This window comes from Pseudomonas chlororaphis (assembly GCF_001921865.1).
Classification (GTDB): domain Bacteria; phylum Pseudomonadota; class Gammaproteobacteria; order Pseudomonadales; family Pseudomonadaceae; genus Aquipseudomonas; species Aquipseudomonas chlororaphis_D.
On sequence record NZ_MSCT01000019.1, the window covers coordinates 420,173 to 436,562 of the forward strand.

The 16,390-nt window shown below is 65.8% G+C and carries 20 protein-coding genes; 5 read left to right on the forward strand and 15 right to left on the reverse strand.

The features are described from left to right. Nucleotides 1-68 precede the first annotated feature (68 nt). From BTN82_RS22125 to BTN82_RS22145, 5 genes are all read right to left on the reverse strand, one after another. Entirely contained in the window at nucleotides 69-1,043 is a 975-nt protein-coding gene (locus BTN82_RS22125) for a biotin-dependent carboxyltransferase family protein (protein WP_075121214.1), read from the reverse strand. Further along, nucleotides 1,040-1,912 (reverse strand): 5-oxoprolinase subunit B family protein, encoded by an 873-nt coding sequence (locus tag BTN82_RS22130; protein WP_075121215.1) that lies wholly within the window; start codon nucleotides 1,910-1,912, stop codon nucleotides 1,040-1,042. The genes BTN82_RS22125 and BTN82_RS22130 overlap by 4 nt, the downstream gene beginning before the upstream one ends. Beyond that, a complete protein-coding gene (locus BTN82_RS22135; protein ID WP_075121216.1) occupies nucleotides 1,909-3,282 on the reverse strand; it encodes an acetyl-CoA carboxylase biotin carboxylase subunit in 1,374 nt (457 codons plus the stop codon). Before BTN82_RS22135 ends, BTN82_RS22130 begins: the two co-directional genes overlap by 4 nt. A 10-nt stretch (nucleotides 3,283-3,292) precedes the next feature. Further along, nucleotides 3,293-3,538 carry an acetyl-CoA carboxylase gene (locus BTN82_RS22140; protein WP_075121217.1) on the reverse strand — a complete coding sequence of 82 codons (246 nt, stop codon included), beginning with the start codon at nucleotides 3,536-3,538 and terminating at the stop codon, nucleotides 3,293-3,295. An 88-nt stretch (nucleotides 3,539-3,626) separates the two neighbouring features. Beyond that, nucleotides 3,627-4,385: a 5-oxoprolinase subunit PxpA gene (locus BTN82_RS22145; RefSeq protein ID WP_075121218.1), complete on the reverse strand. Its 759-nt coding sequence runs from the start codon at nucleotides 4,383-4,385 to the stop codon at nucleotides 3,627-3,629. 244 nt (nucleotides 4,386-4,629) lie between these two features. Between BTN82_RS22145 and BTN82_RS22150 the strand changes: the two genes are divergently transcribed. Beyond that, nucleotides 4,630-5,547 (forward strand): LysR family transcriptional regulator, encoded by a 918-nt coding sequence (locus BTN82_RS22150; protein WP_075121219.1) that lies wholly within the window; start codon nucleotides 4,630-4,632, stop codon nucleotides 5,545-5,547. A gap of 119 nt (nucleotides 5,548-5,666) precedes the next feature. Here BTN82_RS22150 and BTN82_RS22155 read toward each other — a convergent pair whose 3' ends face one another. The 4 genes from BTN82_RS22155 to BTN82_RS22170 are packed head-to-tail and all read right to left on the reverse strand — an operon-like array spanning nucleotide 5,667 to nucleotide 9,172. Continuing rightward, a complete protein-coding gene (locus BTN82_RS22155) occupies nucleotides 5,667-6,272 on the reverse strand; it encodes a membrane integrity-associated transporter subunit PqiC (RefSeq protein ID WP_075121220.1) in 606 nt (201 codons plus the stop codon). Then, the gene (locus BTN82_RS22160) at nucleotides 6,269-7,957 is read right to left on the reverse strand and encodes an intermembrane transport protein PqiB (protein WP_075121221.1); all 1,689 of its coding nucleotides are present in this window, start codon (nucleotides 7,955-7,957) and stop codon (nucleotides 6,269-6,271) included. The genes BTN82_RS22155 and BTN82_RS22160 overlap by 4 nt, the downstream gene beginning before the upstream one ends. Beyond that, a complete protein-coding gene (locus BTN82_RS22165; protein WP_075121222.1) occupies nucleotides 7,950-8,564 on the reverse strand; it encodes a paraquat-inducible protein A in 615 nt (204 codons plus the stop codon). Before BTN82_RS22165 ends, BTN82_RS22160 begins: the two co-directional genes overlap by 8 nt. After that, the gene (locus BTN82_RS22170; RefSeq protein ID WP_075121223.1) at nucleotides 8,564-9,172 is read right to left on the reverse strand and encodes a paraquat-inducible protein A; all 609 of its coding nucleotides are present in this window, start codon (nucleotides 9,170-9,172) and stop codon (nucleotides 8,564-8,566) included. The genes BTN82_RS22165 and BTN82_RS22170 overlap by 1 nt, the downstream gene beginning before the upstream one ends. A gap of 159 nt (nucleotides 9,173-9,331) precedes the next feature. Here BTN82_RS22170 and BTN82_RS22175 point away from each other — a divergent pair, with 159 nt between their 5' ends. Beyond that, nucleotides 9,332-9,964, forward strand: coding sequence for a TetR/AcrR family transcriptional regulator (locus tag BTN82_RS22175; protein WP_261793009.1), 633 nt, complete (start codon nucleotides 9,332-9,334; stop codon nucleotides 9,962-9,964). Nucleotides 9,965-9,976: 12 nt separating this feature from the next. Here the strand turns inward: BTN82_RS22175 and BTN82_RS22180 are convergent, their stop codons facing one another. Then, nucleotides 9,977-10,420, reverse strand: coding sequence for a multidrug/biocide efflux PACE transporter (locus BTN82_RS22180; RefSeq protein WP_075121225.1), 444 nt, complete (start codon nucleotides 10,418-10,420; stop codon nucleotides 9,977-9,979). A 90-nt stretch (nucleotides 10,421-10,510) separates the two neighbouring features. Between BTN82_RS22180 and BTN82_RS22185 the strand changes: the two genes are divergently transcribed. After that, a complete protein-coding gene (locus BTN82_RS22185; protein WP_075121226.1) occupies nucleotides 10,511-11,365 on the forward strand; it encodes a LysR family transcriptional regulator in 855 nt (284 codons plus the stop codon). 151 nt (nucleotides 11,366-11,516) lie between these two features. Here the strand turns inward: BTN82_RS22185 and BTN82_RS22190 are convergent, their stop codons facing one another. The 4 genes from BTN82_RS22190 to BTN82_RS22205 all read right to left on the reverse strand — a co-directional run bounded on the left by BTN82_RS22190 (nucleotide 11,517) and on the right by BTN82_RS22205 (nucleotide 14,160). Further along, complete coding sequence (locus tag BTN82_RS22190) at nucleotides 11,517-12,758, reverse strand: RNA polymerase sigma factor (RefSeq protein ID WP_075121227.1); 1,242 nt, start codon at nucleotides 12,756-12,758, stop codon at nucleotides 11,517-11,519. Beyond that, nucleotides 12,758-13,249 carry an SRPBCC family protein gene (locus tag BTN82_RS22195; protein WP_075121228.1) on the reverse strand — a complete coding sequence of 164 codons (492 nt, stop codon included), beginning with the start codon at nucleotides 13,247-13,249 and terminating at the stop codon, nucleotides 12,758-12,760. Before BTN82_RS22195 ends, BTN82_RS22190 begins: the two co-directional genes overlap by 1 nt. Nucleotides 13,250-13,313: 64 nt before the next feature. Beyond that, nucleotides 13,314-13,658, reverse strand: a complete 345-nt coding sequence (locus BTN82_RS22200; protein ID WP_075121229.1) for a YciI family protein — start codon at nucleotides 13,656-13,658, stop codon at nucleotides 13,314-13,316. Between the two features lie 67 nt (nucleotides 13,659-13,725). Then, complete coding sequence (locus tag BTN82_RS22205; protein WP_075121230.1) at nucleotides 13,726-14,160, reverse strand: YybH family protein; 435 nt, start codon at nucleotides 14,158-14,160, stop codon at nucleotides 13,726-13,728. 184 nt (nucleotides 14,161-14,344) lie between these two features. On the opposite strand from BTN82_RS22205, the gene BTN82_RS22210 reads away from it, so the two are divergent. Continuing rightward, complete coding sequence (locus BTN82_RS22210; RefSeq protein WP_075121231.1) at nucleotides 14,345-14,842, forward strand: GNAT family N-acetyltransferase; 498 nt, start codon at nucleotides 14,345-14,347, stop codon at nucleotides 14,840-14,842. A 19-nt stretch (nucleotides 14,843-14,861) separates the two neighbouring features. Continuing rightward, nucleotides 14,862-15,467: a pyridoxamine 5'-phosphate oxidase family protein gene (locus BTN82_RS22215; RefSeq protein WP_075121232.1), complete on the forward strand. Its 606-nt coding sequence runs from the start codon at nucleotides 14,862-14,864 to the stop codon at nucleotides 15,465-15,467. 393 nt (nucleotides 15,468-15,860) lie between these two features. On the opposite strand, the gene BTN82_RS22220 is transcribed toward BTN82_RS22215, so the two are convergent. Beyond that, a complete protein-coding gene (locus BTN82_RS22220; protein ID WP_075121233.1) occupies nucleotides 15,861-16,349 on the reverse strand; it encodes a GyrI-like domain-containing protein in 489 nt (162 codons plus the stop codon). Nucleotides 16,350-16,390: the final 41 nt, after the last annotated feature.

The following is a 16,390-nucleotide window of genomic DNA, read 5'->3' on the forward strand; positions in this document are numbered from 1 at the left end:
CCGCCACCGCACCGGAATGCGGTGGCGACAAACCTCTTGGCATGACCCGCGCCGAGCGGCGGGCAGAATCAGGAAGGGAACAGCTTGCTCAGGCAGCCGAGCTTTTTCTTGTAGGAGCGCCGAGCCTCCAGCGCTTCTTCCAGGGTCACCGCGACGAAGCGCGCCTTCTGGTTGGGTTGCATCTGGCCGATCAGGTCGAGGTCGGCGCTGATCACCGTGCCGATCATCGCGTAGCCGCCGCCGGACACCGCATCGCGGTGCAGGACGATGGGCTCGAGCCCGGCCGGCACCTGGATCGAACCGATGGGGTAACAGCTGTCGACGATGTTCGACGGATCGGAACCGGCGCCGAACGGTTGCTCCCGCGGCTGGAAGCCCAGGGCGCTGCCACCCTTGAAGCGATAGCCGATGCGGTCAGCCTCCGAGCCCACGGTCCAGGGCTCGGCGAAGAAGCTGGCCTTGGCCGCGTCGGTCAGGCGCTCGTAGTACAAACCCGGGACCACCCGCAGGCTGATCTCGCCGCCCAGCGCTTGGCGCAGGGCCATGGGCAGGCTGGCCCCCGGCCGGCCCTTGCCGCTGGCGACGCCCACCGGCAACTCATCCCCCGCCGCCAGCCGCCGGCCCTGGAAACCGCCGAGGCCGCCCAGGGCGTAGGTCGAGCGGCTGCCCAGCACCAGCGGCACATCGATGCCGCCGGCCACCGCCAGGTAAGCGCGGGCGCCGGCCCTGGGAAAGTCGAAGCGCAACACTTGCCCGGCCTTGACCGCAAAGGCGGTGTCCAGGTGCATGTCCACGCCATCGACCTTGGGCGTCATGTGCGCGCCGCACACCGCTACCAGCGCATCGCTGGCAAATTCGAGCTCCGGGCCGAGCAGCGTGCACTCCAGCGCCGCCGCGCCGGCGGGGTTGCCCACCAGTTGGTTGGCGGCGCTCAGGGCGTACTGGTCCAGGGCCCCGGACGGCGGGATGCCCAGGTGGTAATAACCTTCGCGGCCCAGGTCCTGCACCGAGGTGGCCAGGCCAGGTTTGATGACCTTGATCATGCCAGCACCTCCTGCAACGACGTGGGGTAGCCGACCGGGTCGGCGAGAAACGCATCCAGGGAAAACTCCACCTCGCGGATACGCAGGTCGAAGCGCCCGGCCTCGACCTCGGCCACCGCATGGTCGTAAGCCTCACGGTCGATGGGCTTGAACTGCACGATGTCGCCCGGGCGGAAGAACACCATGTGCTGCTTGAGGTAGGCCAGTTGCTGCTGCGGGTCGTAGATCGGCGCCGGGGTGACGCCGAACATCTGGTAGCCGCCGGCGCCACGCACCGAGTAGATGCAGCCGAAGCAGCCGCCGTGGCCGAGGGTCAGCTTCGGCGTATCGGTGCGCGGTCGCAGGTACTTGGGCACCTGCAACTGACGCTCGCGCTCGACCATCTGGAACATGAACGGCAAGCCGGCGACGAAGCCCACCATCGACACGAACCAGGGCGCGCCACTGTGGGCGGCGATAAACGCCTCGACATCCGCCAGGCCGTTGATCCGCGCCGCGTACTCCAGGTCCGTGGCGCTCGGGTCCTGGTGGCGGTCGCGAAAACGCATCAGGGTTTCATGGGTCCAGGGGTCGTTGTACAGCACCGGGATCTCGATGATCCGGGTGTGCAGCGTACGCTCGGCCACCGCCTCGGCCTCGGCGCCGCGCACGGCGTCGAGCAGCGCCTGGGGAGCAATGCGGTCGGGGTCGAAACGGATCTGGAACGAGGCGTTGGCCAGGCACACGTCGAGCACCCCGTCGAGTTCCAGGCGTTCTACCGCGCGGGTCACCGCCATGCCCTTGAAGAAGGCTTCCAGGGACATGCTGTCGCTGACCTCGGCGAACAGGTGCTCGTCGGCGCCGAAGCTGTAGCGGATCGCGGCATTCATGCGGCACCTCCCATACGGCGCGCGGCCAACCAGGTTTCCAGGGTGCCGGTATGGAAATCGGCATGATGCAGCCAGGGTTCGGCGAGCAGCTCTCGGTGCAGGCCCAGGGTATTGGCCATGCCGGTCAGGGTGCTGTGTTCCAGGGCAACCCGCGCCCGGGCCAGGGCCTCGCCACGGTCGCGGCCGTGAACGATCAGTTTGGCCAGCAGCGAGTCATAGTACGGCGGCACGCGGTAGCCGGGGTACAGATGGCTGTCGACCCGCACCCCCTCCTCCTGCGGCCAGAGCAATTCTTGCACCACGCCGGGGCTGGGGAAGAAATCCCGCGCCGGGTCTTCGGCGTTGATGCGCATCTGCAAGGCCGCGCCATTGAGACGGATATCGCTCTGCCGCAAGCCCAGCGGCTCGCCGCCGGCAATGCGCAGCTGGGCCTGGACCAGATCGATCCCGGTCACCCACTCGCTGACCGGGTGCTCGACCTGGATCCGCGTGTTCATCTCGATGAAAAAGAATTCGCCGCTGGTCTCGTCGTACAGGTACTCCAGGGTGCCGGCGCCCTTGTAGCCGAGGGCTTCGCTCAGGCGTACCGCGCTGGCACACAGGGTTTCCCGCTGCAGGCCGTTGAGCACCGGCGACGGCGCCTCCTCGAAGATCTTCTGCCGCCGCCGTTGCAGCGAACATTCGCGCTCGAACAGGTGCACCGCGCGCACGCCGTCGCCCAGGACCTGCACCTCGATATGCCGGGCCTTGCCGATAAAGCGTTCCAGGTACAACGCGCCGTTGCCGAAGGCGGCCTGCGCCTCGCGCTGGGCCCGGGGAAATTCCTCGGCCAGTTGCGCGGCATTTTCCGCCAGGCGAATCCCGCGTCCGCCGCCACCGGCCGAGGCCTTGATCAGCAGCGGATAGCCCACGGCCGCCGCCGCTTGCAGCGCCGCCTCAAGCTCGAACAGCTCACCCGGCGAACCCGGTACCACCGGCACCCCGGCGGCCTGGGCGGTGCGTCGGGCTTCGGCCTTGTCGCCCATGCGCCGGATCGTCTCCGGGCTCGGGCCGACGAAGATCGCCCCCGCCGCCGCGACCGCTTCGGCGAACTCGGCGTTCTCCGAAAGAAAGCCGTAGCCGGGGTGCACCGCATTGGCGCCGCTGGCCTGCAAGGCGCCGAGCAGGGCCTGCACGTTCAGGTAACTCTGGTCGGCGCGGGCCGGCCCCAACACCTGCACTTCGTCGGCCAGGCGCGCGGCCATGGAGTCGACGTCCGCTTCGCTGCACGCGGCCACCGTGGGGATGCCCAGCGCCTTGGCCGCGCGGATGATGCGCACGGCGATTTCGCCGCGGTTGGCAACCAGCAGTTTATGGATGGATCGAGTCATGGGTCGGCCCTCACTGGTCGTCGAGCGTGGCAACGACCTGACCCGGCTCCAGCGGGTCGCCGTCTTGTACCGCGAAGGCCGTGACGCGACCGGCCGTCCCGGCGGTCAGTTCGGAAAACTGCTTCATGACCTCGATCAGGCCGATGACGGTGTCGGCGTCAACGCGCTCGCCAACCTCGACGAAGGGCGCCGACTCGGGCGTGGCCTTGCGATAGAACGTGCCCGGCAAGGGGCTGATAACGGAGTGTTCGGCCATGTCTGTTCCTCTTGGAATAGTTGTAGAAAGGCAGGCAAAAAAAGTTGGGCGAACCCCGGCGTCTGTGCGCCCGGTATCGCGGCTCGCTTCAACGCGGCGGGCGCACCTCGATCCCGGCCCGATCCAGGGCGGCGCGGGTGGCTTCCACCAGGTCCAGGGCCCCGGGGGTGTCGCTGTGCAGGCAGATGGAGTCGAACTCGATCTTCAGGTCCTCGCCCTCCACCGTGCGCACCACGCCTTGCTGGCAGGCCCGTACCACGCGGGCGGCGACCGTGGCTGGGTCGAGGGCCCGGACGTTGCGGGTAAAGACGATGGAACCGCTCAGGTCGTATTCGCGGTCGGCGTAGAACTCGCGCACCACCGGCTGGCCCAGCTCCCTGGCCACCTGCCAGATCACCGAACCGGGCATGCAATACAACAGCAGCTCAGGCTCCAGCTTGCGCAGGTTTTCCACCAGCAGCCGGGCGGCTTCTTCGTCCCGCGCCAGGTGCATGTAGAGCGCGCCGTGGGGCTTGATGTGTTGCAACGCCACACCCTGCACCCGCGCCAGTTCGCGCAGCGCGCCGAGCTGATAGAGCATGTCGTCCACCAGTTCCTGGGCCGGGGCATTGATATGCCGGCGGCCAAACCCCACCAGGTCACGGAACCCTGGATGGGCGCCGACGGCCACGCCCAGGCGCTTGGCCTGTTCGACGGTGCGGCGCATGGTGCCGGGGTCGCCGGCGTGAAAGCCGGTGGCGACGTTGGCCGAACTGATGAACGCCATCAGCTCGTTGTCGACGCCGTCGCCGATAGTCCAGGGGCCGAAGCTTTCGCCCATGTCCGAATTGAAATCCACTGCCTGCATCACTGTTGCTCCAACGTCTCGTGACTTCGTGCAGTGGAAATTACGGCGGCCCTTGACCCCTTGGGAAGATCTATTATCAGATAGACCATCTTCTGAAAAACAGATAATAGTCCCGTAGCCGCTGCCGCAGGCTGCGCACGACCGCGCAGCGGGCGCCGCTCTTGAGATCGCAGAAGGTCCTGCGGACCTTGCGCAGCCTTCGGCAGCGGCTACAGGTTTAGTGCTTCATTACCAGGAATTCGCGATGTCCCTCACCCTGCGCCAGGTCCGCTACTTCGTCGCCACCGCCGAGATCGGACAGATTTCCCAGGCGGCGATCCACCTGAACATCTCCCAATCGGCGGTGACCACGGCGATCAAGGAACTGGAGGCGATGCTCGGCGTGCAGCTGTTCCTGCGCTCGGCCCAGGGCATGAACCTGACCGACGCCGGGCGGCATTTCCTCAACCGCGCCTACGTGATCCTGCGCAGCGTCGACGACGCCCTGAACAGCCCGCTGCCGGACTACCGCGCCAGCGGCGTGCTGCACCTGGCGGCCAGCTACACGGTGATCGGCTACTTCCTGCCGCACCACCTGCAACGCCTGGAACACTGGCACCCGGACGTGACCATCGAGGTCCACGAACAAGAACGCCAGGCCATCGAACAGGGCCTGCTCGAAGGCCGTTTCGACATGGCCGTGGTGCTGACCGCCAACCTCACCCACCCGGACATCGTCTCCGAAACCCTGTTCAACTCCGAACGCCGGCTATGGCTGCCCAGCCATCACCCGCTGTGCGAGCGCGCCACCGTCAGCCTCGCCGACGTGGCCCAGGAACCCTACATCCTGCTGACCGTCGACGAAGCCGAACAGAGCGCCATGCGGTATTGGGAAAATGCCCGGCAGACGCCCCGGGTGCGGGTGCGGACCAGTTCGGTGGAAGCGGTGCGCAGCATGGTGGCCAACGGCAGCGGCGTGGCGATCCTCTCGGACCTGGTACACCGCCCCTGGTCGCTGGAGGGCAAGCGCATCGAAACCCTGACCGTGAGCGACCCGGTGACGGCCATGAGCGTCGGCCTGGCCTGGCACCGCGAACGCGCGTTCACCCCGGCGATGCAGGCGTTCCGCGATTACTTCCACGATGCCTTCCTGGCGCCGCAACAGCTGTCGGCAAGACGCTGACCTTGTAGCCGCTGCCGAAGGCTGCGCAAGGTCCGTATGACCTCCGGCGATCCCAAGAGCGGCGCCCGCTGCGCGGTCGTACGCAGCCTGCGGCAGCGGCTACAGGGATCGCAGTGCGATCAGGAGCAACCGCTGGCGGGGTTGCGTACCCAATGGCGGGCCGTGCCGGCGATACGCTTGGCGAGTTCGTCGATGGCCCGCTGATGGGCCTGGACCAGGCTCGACAGCTCGACGCTGGCCGGCTGGCTGATCCGACTGCTGCACGTCAGGCTGCGGCGCTCGACGCCGTCGCCGCGCAAGCGCAGGTTCCACACCACGTCGATCAGCGCATAGCGCCCCGGCACCGATTCGAAGCGGCGCACATCGGTCTGCAACGACAGCACCGGCTGCCCCGCCGCCTTGGGCAGGCCTTCGAGGTTGCGCGTGCCTAACTGCTGCTCCAGCTGGCTGGCCAGGGCGTCGTGGAACTCATCCACTAGCGGCGCGCTCCAGCGCGCGGTTTCCAGGATCGCCAGGGTGCCGCTGTCCTGGCGCACGACCAATTGCGGCTGGTCGACCTGCACCGGAATCCGTACCGCGGCCATCTCGAACTGCAGGCCCGCGGCCACGACCGCCGGCGGCGCCGGCTCGGGTGCCGGCGGCAGCAGCGTGTAGTAATGGGTCGGCGCCGAACTGCAGGCCGCCAGGCCCAGGGACGCGATCAGCAAGGCTAGAGTTTTTTTCATGGCTGGACTTCCGATTCAGGCTCACGAGAAGACGAGGTCGAGGATTTGTAGGCGTCCGGCTGGTTGTCCTTGAGCCGTCCACGGATCAACGCTTCGGGATGCCGGCCGAGGAAATCGGTGAGCACCCGCACCGAACGTGCGGTGCGCTGCACTTCGTCCATCGCCTGGCCCAGTTGCAGGCGCTGCGGCGAATCCTCGGAGAAGCTGTCGTTGGCCGTGACCAGGGTTTTCTTGGTCTGTTCCAGGGTGTCGCGCATCTCCGGCAGGACCTTGCCGTTGACATTCTGCAAGGTTTTCTGCATTTCGCTCAGGCTGCCGTTGAGGTTGTTGGCGATGGCATCGATCGGCAACTTGCTGATCTTCTCCACGACCCGTTGCAACTGCTCCTGCAACTTGTCGAGGCCGCCCGGCACGGTGGGAATCTCCAGCGGCCGGGTGGTCGGGTCGAAAGCCACAGGCTTGGCGTTGGGGATGAAATCCATGGAGATATACAGCTGGCCGGTCAGCAGGTTGCCGCTGCGTGCCTGGGCCCGCAAGCCGCGCTGGACGAAGCCGCCGATCAGGTAGCCGGCGCGGCTTTCGTCGGCACCGCTGATCTTCTCCAACTGTTCGTGCACCTTGCCCAGCCGCGCCGGGTAGATCACCACCCCGACCACGGTGGAGAAGGTTTTTTTCTGCGCGTCGTAATCCAGGTCCATCGACACCACCTTGCCGAAGTTCACGCCGAGGAACTCCACCGGGGCATTGAGCGCCAGCCCGCGCAGGGTCTGGTCGAAACGCATGCGCATGTAGTACGGGTCGCCGTCGGGCGGCGCCAGCGCGGTGTCCTGGTCGGCGAACAGCTGGTAACCGGCGTTCTCGTCGGCCGGCTTGGCGTTGGGGCTGTACTTGGGCTCGACGAAGGCGACGCCGCCGGCGAGGATCGACGACATGGATTCGGTGTTGACCTTCAGGCCGTTGGCGCCCAGGGTCACGTCCACGCCGCTGGCGTTCCAGAAGCGCGAGTCGGTGGTGACGAACTTGTCGTTGGGGGCGTTGACGAAGATTCGTACATCCACGCCCTTGCCGTCTTCCGACAGCTTGTAGGAAATCACCTGGCCGACCTCGATGCGCCGGTAATAGACCGGCGAGCCGACGTCCAGCGAGCCCAGGTCGTCGGTACGCAGGGTAAAGCGCTTGCCCTTTTGCCCATAGGTCACCGCGGGCGGCGTTTCCAGGCCGACGAAACTCTTCTTGCGCTTCTCATCCTGGCCAGCGTCGGCGCCGATGAAGGCCCCCGACAACAGGGTATCGACCCCGGACACACCGCCGGCGCCGATGCGCGGGCGCACCACCCAGAACGTCGAGTCGGCGGCGGTGAAGGACTCCGCCGACTGGTCGAGCTCGACCTTGGCCACCACCTTGCTGCGGTTCTTGCTCAAGGCGATGGACGTGACCTTGCCGATCACCACGTTCTTGTATTTGACCTGGGTCTTGTTGGCTTCCAGGCCCTCGGCGGTCAGGAAGCTGATGGAGATTTCGGGCCCGGCCGACAGCGACTTGTGCACCAGCATCGACAGGCCGACCAGGGCCGCGACTATGGGCACGATCCATACCAGCGAAACGTTGAACCGGCGTGTCCTGACCGCGGGCATGCCCGGCGTTACCGGCGCGCTTGAAGCGTTGGAACCTGGATGATCAGACATCTTCAACCTCTACGTCCCAGATAAGCCGGGGATCGAAACTCATGGCCGCGAACATCGTCAGGACCACGACCAAACCAAAGAACAGGATGCCCATGCGTGGCTCGATCGAGCTCAGGGCGTGGAATTGCACCAGCGCCGCCACCAGGGCGACCACCAGCACATCGAGCATCGACCAGTAGCCGATCACCTCGATAAAACGGTACAGCTTGGCGCGCTCGCGCATGGCCCAGTGACTGCGGCGCTGGCAGGTGACCAGCAACATGCCCAGGACGAAGAACTTGATGCACGGCACCACCACGCTGGCGATGAAGATCAGCAGGGCGATATCCCAGGAGCCGTGCTGCCAGAACTCCAGCACACCGCTGAGAATAGTGTTTTCACTGCCGCTGCCGAAGATCTGGGTGTACATCACCGGCAGCGCGTTGGCCGGGATATAGAGAATCAGGCTGGCCAGGAGAAAGGCCCAGGTGCGAGCCAGGCTATTGGGTTTGCGCGCATGCACCACCGCGTCGCAGCGCGGGCAGAAGTGCACGTCCTGCGTACAGGTCTGGCCGCAGGTATGGCACAGCATCAGGCCCACGTCGCGGGCATAGGGCGGTCGGCTCATCAGTAGCGGCCCTCCAGGTCGTCCCAGAGGCGGCGGATGCCCTTGCCGGAAATCAGGATGATCAGCACCGTCAACATCGACAGCGACCACAGCCCCAGGCCGGGGTGCACGTCGAGCATGCCGGCCAGCTTGACGATGGCCACCAGGATGCCCAGCAGACACACCTCCAGCATGCTCCAGGGGCGCAGGTGCTCCAGGGCGCGCATGCAGGCCTTGAAACCCGGCGCCGCGCGCCCGACGTTGGCAAACCCCAGGACCCAGCACAGCAGGGCGATCTGCAGGCCCGGCGCGAGGATGATGGCCAGCCCGCTGACCGCGGCGATCAGGCTGATGCGCCCCTGGGCCAGGGCCTCGACCGACTGCCAGAGGGTGGCTTCGTTGCTCAGGCCCTGGAGGCTGATACCGATCACGGGAAAGGCATTGGCGAAGACGAACAGCAGCGCCGCCGTGATCGACAGGGCGAACAACTGCTGCACGTTCAGGTGCTGGGCCCGCTCCAGCACGGCGCCGCAACGCGAGCATTGCGCCGTCTGGCCTTTGGCAAGCGGCACGGACTCGTAAAGCGAGTCGCAATGCTCGCAAATGATCCAATTAGGGGGACGTGTCATGGTTTTCGAGTCAGGTGACGCAGCGGTAGGCGCTGATCCATGGCGCATATTCTCTGCAAAAGTAGAGGAATGTGTCTAGTTTTACCTCAGGACTGCAAACGCTCTGCTGCGCCATAATGTAAGCCCCTTGTCGCCACTTCGACCATGAACGATTCAAAAATGCTCCCGGCTAAAAATCCGCGTTCGCCGAAACAACCCCGTGGCCACCAGCGGGTCACGGCGATTCTCGACGCCTGCGCGCGTTTGCTGGTCAGCCAGGGAGTGGCCAGCCTGACCATGCATGGCCTCGCACGCGAGGCCGGCACCTCGATCGGCTCGCTGTACCATTTCTTCAGCGACAAGCAAAACGTGCTCGACGCCCTGGGCCAGCGCCATATCGACGCCATCGAGCACATCAGCGCCAACCTCCTGGCTATCGATCCGGCCACCTGGATCGAGTCGAGCAGCCAGGGGGTGATCGAGCGGATGATCATGCCGATCATGGAATACCTGGAGACCCATCCCGACCTGTTGCAGATGATCAGCCCCGCCTTCGCTCCTGGCCAGCTCCAGGCCCCGCAAGTGCGCGAGCGGCTCCAGGACACCTACGCCCGGATGCTCGCCCTGCGCTTGCCCGGCGCCAGCGCCGAGCAGCGCGAAACCTACGTGACCGCGCTGCTCGGACTGCCCATCGGCCTGTTCCAGGCTGCTCTGGAGAATAGCCAGCTCAAGAGCATTCTGCTGTTGCAAGAAGTGCCGCGGGCAATAAAGGCCTACCTGGACGCCATCGAACACCTGCACGCCGGGCATTGAGCCCGGCGCTTTTCAGCTGGCGCGGTTGAGCGGGCGGCGCAGCACCAACCGCTCCCGAACCAGGTCGTAGCCCCAGTGGTAGACATAGGTGTACGGCAGGAAAAACAGCAACACGCCGATGTCCAGGATCAACGCCTGCAACAGGCTGACCTGCAGCCACCAGGCGATCAGCGGCACACTCGCCGCCACCAGGCCGCCCTCGAACAGCAGCGCGTGGACCACGCGGGTCCAGCCGTTGTGCGCAAGGCCCAAGCGTTTGAGCAGGCGGTCGAACAGGCCATTGAAGACCACGTTCCAGGCCAGGGCGATCAGACCGATCGCCAGGGTCGCCATGCCCATGTCGACAAAGGGTTTGTCCATGATCCAGGCCAGCAGTGGCGTACACAGGGCGAATGCCAGCAGCTCGAAGCCCACGGCCTGGCAAACGCGTTCGGTCAAGGATTTGGTGCTGCTCATGATCCGGCTTCCTCAAGTGAATGTGGTTGCCATGATCACCCTACAGATCGATACTTCATAATCATTAACCATCGATCAAGGCGATAGTTCATGGCCTCACACGAAGTACTGCTGGCCTTTGTCCAGGCGGCCACCCAGGGCTCGTTTTCCGCGGCCGCGCGCAAGCTCGGCAAAAGCCAGTCGACCATCAGCGCGGCGGTGGCGAGCCTGGAGATCGACCTCGACCTGCCACTGTTCGACCGCAGCAGTCGCAAGCCCACGCTCACTCCGCAGGGGCACGTCATGCTGCGCCGCGCCGAAGACATCCTGGCCGCCACCAGCCGCCTGGAAATGGCCGCCAGCCAATTGGCCCAGGGCGTGGAAGCCAAGCTGACGGTGGCCCTGTCCGACACCTATCAGTCGGATCGTTTCGAAACCTCGCTGAGCGCCTTCGAGCAACGCTATCCGGACCTGGAACTGGAATGCCTGATCGCCGAATGCGACGACCTGATCGAACTGGTGCAACGCGGGCGGGCGCAGATCGCCTTTGCGGAGATGCAACCCGACTACCCGGCAGACCTGGAGCACTCGACCGTGGACGAGCGCACGGAAATCGCCCTGTTCGTGTCACGCAACCATCCACTGGCGATGCTGAAAAATATCGATGAGGCGGGCCTGCAACAGCACCGCGAACTGCGTCTGGCGACCATCGTCAACCCGTACGAAAGCCGCGCCCGAGGCCGGGTATGGTCGGCGCCGAGTTACCTGATGCTGCTGGAAATGGCCCAGGGCGGTTTTGGCTGGGCGCCCTTGCCGCGCTGGCTGGTGGAGCGCTTCGGCGCCGGCAGCCTGGTGGAACTCGATGCCCGCGGCTGGCCGCGCGACGTCGCGGTCGACGCCCTGTGGTCGCGCCTGCATCCGCCCGGCCCGGCGGGGAGCTGGCTGTTGGGGCAGATGCTGGAATGACCGTCGGCGGACGCTACGCGTCCGTACGCAGCCTGCGGCAGCGGCTATAGGATTGAGGTACACCGCGCGATAACGCCCGCCACCGAACGATGTAGCCGCTGCCACAGGCTGCGCACGACCGCGCAGCGGGCGCCGCTTTCAGGATGAGGAATCAGAGGGCCTGGAGGCGCTTTTCGATAAAGCGCCGTTCGGGCTCTTGGCGGGTCAGTTCCAGGGCGCGTTGATAAGCCTGGCGCGCCTGCTCCAGCCGGCCCAACTGTCGACAGAACTCGGCCCGCGCCGAATGGGCCAGGTGATAATCCTGCAATTCGCCGCGGGCCAGGATCGCTTCGACCCGCTCCAGCCCGGCCAGCGGGCCGTCGCGCTGGGCGATGGCCGCCGCGCGGTTCAGCTCGATCACCGGCGAAGGCATGGCGCGCAGCAGCACGTCGTACAAGCCGACGATCTGTTGCCAGTCGGTTTCCCCGGGGGTCGCCGCTTCGGCATGCACCGCGGCGATCGCCGCTTGCAGGCAATACGGGCCAAAACGCCGGGTACCCAGGGCGTGTTCCACCAGGGCGCAGCCCTCGGCAATCAACCCGGCGTCCCACAAGCCGCGGTCCTGCTCGTCCAGCAGCACCAACTCGCCGCTGGCCGAGGTCCGCGCCGGGCGCCGCGACTCATGCAGCAGCATCAAGGCCAGCAAGCCCATCACTTCCGGGTCCGGCAGCAACTCCAGCAACAGGCGCCCGAGACGCATCGCTTCGCGGGTCAGGTCCTGGCGGGTCAGCTCGGCGCCCATCGACGCCGAGTAACCTTCGTTGAAGACCAGGTAGATCACCCGCAATACGCTGTCCAGGCGCTCGGGCAGCTCGCCCAGGGACGGCACCTGATAGGGGATTTTCGCGTCGCGGATCTTCGCCTTGGCGCGCACGATGCGCTGGGCGATGGTAGCTGGCGCGCAGAGAAAGGCTCGGGCGATTTCCTCGGTGCTCAGGTCGCAGATCTCGCGCAGGGTCAGGGGTACCTGGGCGTCCGCCGCCAGCGCCGGGTGGCAGCAGGTGAAAATCAGGCGCAGGCGGTCGTCTTCCACGTCGTCCTCGCTCCAGTCGACCTGCTCCAGTGCCTCGAGCTGGCTGACCAGCGCCGCCTGGGACGCGGCGAAGCGCGCCCGGCGACGCAAACCGTCGATGGCCTTGAAACGCCCGGCCGACACCAGCCACGCCCGCGGGTTGTCCGGTACACCGTCGCGCTGCCAGCGTTCGACCGCGACGAAGAACGCCTCGTGCAAGGCTTCTTCGGCGAGGTCGAAATCCCCCAGCAGGCGAATCAGGGTCGCCAGAATCCGCCGCGACTCGTTGCGGTAGACCGTCTCCACCAGCGCCTTGACGCCGTCCTGCGCCGTCGTCGGCATCAGTCCGGCATGCCTTGGGTCACCAGGCTTTCCAGGCGATCCAGGCTTTGCCCCCAGCCCTCGTGAAACCCCATGGCTTCATGGGCCTGGCGGTCCTCTTCGCTCCAATGCATGGCGCGCGCGGTGTAGAGGGTCTTGCCCTGCACGTCGTCGAAGGTCACCTCGGCGCTCATGAACGCCTTGCCCGACGGAATCCAGCCCGGCAGGAAGGCATCGGTGAACACCAGCCGCCGCGGCGCGACTATCTCCAGGAACACGCCCATGGTCGGGTATTCGCTACCGTCCGGCGCGCGCATCAGGGTGCGAAACTGGCCGCCCACCCACAGGTCCATTTCACACTCCGGGGTGGTCATGCCGTGGGGGCCCCACCATTGCGCCAGCAACGCAGGTTCGGTCCAGGCGCGGAACAGCTTGCCGCGCGGCGCGTCGATCAGGCGGCTGATGGACAACTCGTAGGGGGCGGGCACACGGCCCTTGGTTTGTTCGGTCATCGCGAAACTCCTGCTTGTGATTATTGTTCAGGGGGTCGTCAAGCATCGTCGGCCAACGCCGGAGTCAGGGGTTCAGTTCACGCACCGGGCGCACCTCGACGCTGCCGACCCGGGCCGCCGGAATATGGCCGGCGACCTGGATGGCATCGTTGAGGTCCTTGGCGTCGATCAGGTAGAACCCGGCCAATTGCTCCTTGGTTTCGGCGAACGGGCCGTCGGTGATCGACAGCCGGCCGCCGCGCATGCGCACCGTGGTCGCGGTCTGCACCGACTCCAGGGCCTCGGCGGCAAGCATCCGGCCACTGCCCTGCACCGACTCGGCGTACGCCATGCATTCGGCGTCCTTCGGGCTGTCCGGCAGGCTGTGCAACAGCTGTTCGTCGCTGTAGACCAGGCATAGGTATTTCATGGCGCTCTCCTTTATCGAGCTGATCAACTATGGCCGCAGTTCCAGGCTTTGGCGAAAAACCCGACGATCAGGGTTGCAGGTCGAACAACGCGCTGCCGCTCTGCATGTCGAACGGCGCCGACCAGTGTTCGTGCACCACCTTCCACTGCCCGCCCAGGCGCTGGTAACCCGCGGTCACGCGCATCCAGCAGGCCTTGGATTCGCCCTTGTCGTCGGTGCCGCCGCAGTGGGCCAGCCAGTGGGCGAAGGCGCTGTCGCCGGCCGGGACTATCTGCAGTTGCTCGAAGTCGAAGATGCCCGGGCCGGGGCAGAATTCCATGCAGGCTTTCCAGTGCGCGCGATAGGCCTCCTTGCCCTTGAATTGCAACGCGCCCACGGCGTCGAAGGCGGTGATGTCGTCGGCGTAATAGCTGACGATGCGCTCGATGTCCTTGGCCATCACGGCCTGACGCCAGGCGTCGATCAGGCTGCGGATTTCGTTTTCGCTGGCTTGCGTGTTCATGGCGGATCTCCTTGCGAGGTGAGTGACACAGGCTCAGGACGGTGCCGAAGGGCGCTGCCGAATCCTGAAGACACCCTTAGTCGTCTGGCCGCCGGGCGAATCGACAAGGCCAGGAAAAAAAACCGCCGTCGTGGACAAATCGCTAGAATCGCCACTTCTGCAACTCGCCCAGTAGTACTCGGATATGGATACCCCAGCGACCGCTCGACTCGTGCCCTACGAACAGCTCGACGCCGCGCAACTGCAGCTGCTCGACGCGCTCGAAGTGCACCCGCGACAGAAGAGTTTTTCCGGCGACATCTACACCGCGCTGCACACCCTGCTCAAGGCGCCCGAGCCCGGCATCAAGGGCTTCGCCCTGCTGGCAGGCGAAACGCCGGTGGCCTTCCTGCTGCTCAAGCGCCCGCCGTTCCTGCCCCATTGGGCCGACCCCGATACCGCCACCCTGCATGCCTTGCAGGTCGATCGCCGAGTCCAGGGCCAGGGCTACGGCAACGCCTGCCTGCAAGCCTTGCCCGCCGCCGCACGCCAGGCCTGGCCCGACATCAGGGGGCTGATGCTGTCGGTGGACGCGGACAACGAAGCCGCGTTCGCGCTCTACCTGAAACACGGTTGGGTCGACAGCGGCGAAGCCTATATGGGCCGCATCGGTTACGAACGCCGCCTGGCCCTGATGTTCTGACGCCCCCGGGAGAAGCCCCATGCTGACCACCCTCGAACAACTGGAAGCGATCTACGGCCAGCCCCTGGAGCGGGCCGTACGCAAGGAAATCCCCTTCCTCAACCCGGACTACCAGGCCATGGTGCGAGCCTCGCCGCTGGTGATCCTGAGCACCGTCGGCCCAGACGGCATGGACGGCTCGCCCCGGGGCGACCTGCCGGGTTTCGTGCGAATCGTCGACGACCGCACCCTGGCCATTCCCGACCGCCCGGGCAACAACCGCATCGATAGCCTGCGCAATATCGTCAGCGACCCGCGCGTGGCGCTGCTGTTCATCATTCCGGGAATCGGCGAGACCCTGCGGGTCAACGGCCGAGCGCGCATTTCGGCGGAACCGGAACTGCTGGAAAGCTTCGCGATCAATGGCAAGGCAGCGCGCACGGTGATCCTGGTGGACGTCGAGGCGGCCTACTTCCACTGCTCCAAGGCCATGGTGCGCTCGGACCTGTGGAACCCAGAACGCTACCTGGAACGCTCGGCCCTGCCCTCGACCGGCGCCATCCTCAAGCGCCTCAACGGCGAGCCGTTCGACGCCGAGCGCTACGACCGGGAAATGCCGGAGCGGGTGCGCAACAGCCTGTACTGAGTACGTCTGTAGGAGCGAAGCTTGTTCGCGATGAACGGTAACGCGGTGCACCGGCCAGGCCGCGGTGCCTTTATCGCGGGCAAGCCTCGCTCCTACAGGAGGCGATATGGAGTAATGGGACCGACGGGGAGGTAGGCGAGGAACCATAAGGCTTGCATATCGATTGCCGGCAACACCGTAAAACCTGCGTAGAGTCGCTGTCATCCGTACGCCGACCCGGCTATTTATCGAGGCCCAATCCATCCGGGTCGAGTACGGAATTCACCATGAGCAATGTTCAGATCGGTTTGCTGGTGCTGTTCGGCATCACTGCGTTCGGTTTCGTCAGCCTGTCCATCGACCTGTGGCGCGCCCGCCGGCCCGGCAAGGGCAAATAGCCGGGCCGGGGCGCGGCTACTTGTCCTTGAGCGGCAACCAGACTTCCAGCGCGCCGCGCCCGGTATCGGGGTTGAAGTCGGCGCTGTAGCGCTCGAATTCCGGTGCGTCGGCGGCTTCCCGCCCGGACTGCGGCAGCCAGGTCTTCCAGATGTACTGGAAGGTCTGCGGCAGGCTCGCCAGCGGCCCCCGGTGCTCGAACACCGCATAGTGCTGCGGCGCCAACTCGACCCAGCGGTACAGCTCGGGCAGATCATCGAGCTTGCTGATCTCGACCCCGGCGATGTACTCGAAGCCACCCTGGCCGTCGGGGTTGCAACAGATGCCGTAGGTCACCTCTCCCACCTGGCCGGGGACCTTGCCGATATGGGGTATGAAGCGCTCCCAGAGCTCAGGAATGCGTTGCGTCGTCTCGGCGGTGAAACGTCCGCCCAGACCGGCCACCAACAGAAAATGCCCCTTCTCGAAGCGCGGTACCGGCCCCGCCGCCTGTTTGTGCTCGTCCATGGTGCAACTCCTGGCTGAAAAATTGGGTTCGGCAGGGAGTA

What these genes read in the sequence shown, in the direction of transcription:
- BTN82_RS22125 (WP_075121214.1), bottom strand. Translation starts at nt 1,043, where the DNA reads ATGATCAAGGTCATCAAACCTGGCCTGGCCACCTCGGTGCAGGACCTG.
- BTN82_RS22130 (WP_075121215.1), bottom strand. Translation starts at nt 1,912, where the DNA reads ATGAATGCCGCGATCCGCTACAGCTTCGGCGCCGACGAGCACCTGTTC.
- BTN82_RS22135 (WP_075121216.1), bottom strand. Translation starts at nt 3,282, where the DNA reads ATGACTCGATCCATCCATAAACTGCTGGTTGCCAACCGCGGCGAAATC.
- BTN82_RS22140 (WP_075121217.1), bottom strand. Translation starts at nt 3,538, where the DNA reads ATGGCCGAACACTCCGTTATCAGCCCCTTGCCGGGCACGTTCTATCGC.
- BTN82_RS22145 (WP_075121218.1), bottom strand. Translation starts at nt 4,385, where the DNA reads ATGCAGGCAGTGGATTTCAATTCGGACATGGGCGAAAGCTTCGGCCCC.
- BTN82_RS22150 (WP_075121219.1), top strand. Translation starts at nt 4,630, where the DNA reads ATGTCCCTCACCCTGCGCCAGGTCCGCTACTTCGTCGCCACCGCCGAG.
- BTN82_RS22155 (WP_075121220.1), bottom strand. Translation starts at nt 6,272, where the DNA reads ATGAAAAAAACTCTAGCCTTGCTGATCGCGTCCCTGGGCCTGGCGGCC.
- BTN82_RS22160 (WP_075121221.1), bottom strand. Translation starts at nt 7,957, where the DNA reads ATGTCTGATCATCCAGGTTCCAACGCTTCAAGCGCGCCGGTAACGCCG.
- BTN82_RS22165 (WP_075121222.1), bottom strand. Translation starts at nt 8,564, where the DNA reads ATGAGCCGACCGCCCTATGCCCGCGACGTGGGCCTGATGCTGTGCCAT.
- BTN82_RS22170 (WP_075121223.1), bottom strand. Translation starts at nt 9,172, where the DNA reads ATGACACGTCCCCCTAATTGGATCATTTGCGAGCATTGCGACTCGCTT.
- BTN82_RS22175 (WP_261793009.1), top strand. Translation starts at nt 9,332, where the DNA reads ATGCTCCCGGCTAAAAATCCGCGTTCGCCGAAACAACCCCGTGGCCAC.
- BTN82_RS22180 (WP_075121225.1), bottom strand. Translation starts at nt 10,420, where the DNA reads ATGAGCAGCACCAAATCCTTGACCGAACGCGTTTGCCAGGCCGTGGGC.
- BTN82_RS22185 (WP_075121226.1), top strand. Translation starts at nt 10,511, where the DNA reads ATGGCCTCACACGAAGTACTGCTGGCCTTTGTCCAGGCGGCCACCCAG.
- BTN82_RS22190 (WP_075121227.1), bottom strand. Translation starts at nt 12,758, where the DNA reads ATGCCGACGACGGCGCAGGACGGCGTCAAGGCGCTGGTGGAGACGGTC.
- BTN82_RS22195 (WP_075121228.1), bottom strand. Translation starts at nt 13,249, where the DNA reads ATGACCGAACAAACCAAGGGCCGTGTGCCCGCCCCCTACGAGTTGTCC.
- BTN82_RS22200 (WP_075121229.1), bottom strand. Translation starts at nt 13,658, where the DNA reads ATGAAATACCTATGCCTGGTCTACAGCGACGAACAGCTGTTGCACAGC.
- BTN82_RS22205 (WP_075121230.1), bottom strand. Translation starts at nt 14,160, where the DNA reads ATGAACACGCAAGCCAGCGAAAACGAAATCCGCAGCCTGATCGACGCC.
- BTN82_RS22210 (WP_075121231.1), top strand. Translation starts at nt 14,345, where the DNA reads ATGGATACCCCAGCGACCGCTCGACTCGTGCCCTACGAACAGCTCGAC.
- BTN82_RS22215 (WP_075121232.1), top strand. Translation starts at nt 14,862, where the DNA reads ATGCTGACCACCCTCGAACAACTGGAAGCGATCTACGGCCAGCCCCTG.
- BTN82_RS22220 (WP_075121233.1), bottom strand. Translation starts at nt 16,349, where the DNA reads ATGGACGAGCACAAACAGGCGGCGGGGCCGGTACCGCGCTTCGAGAAG.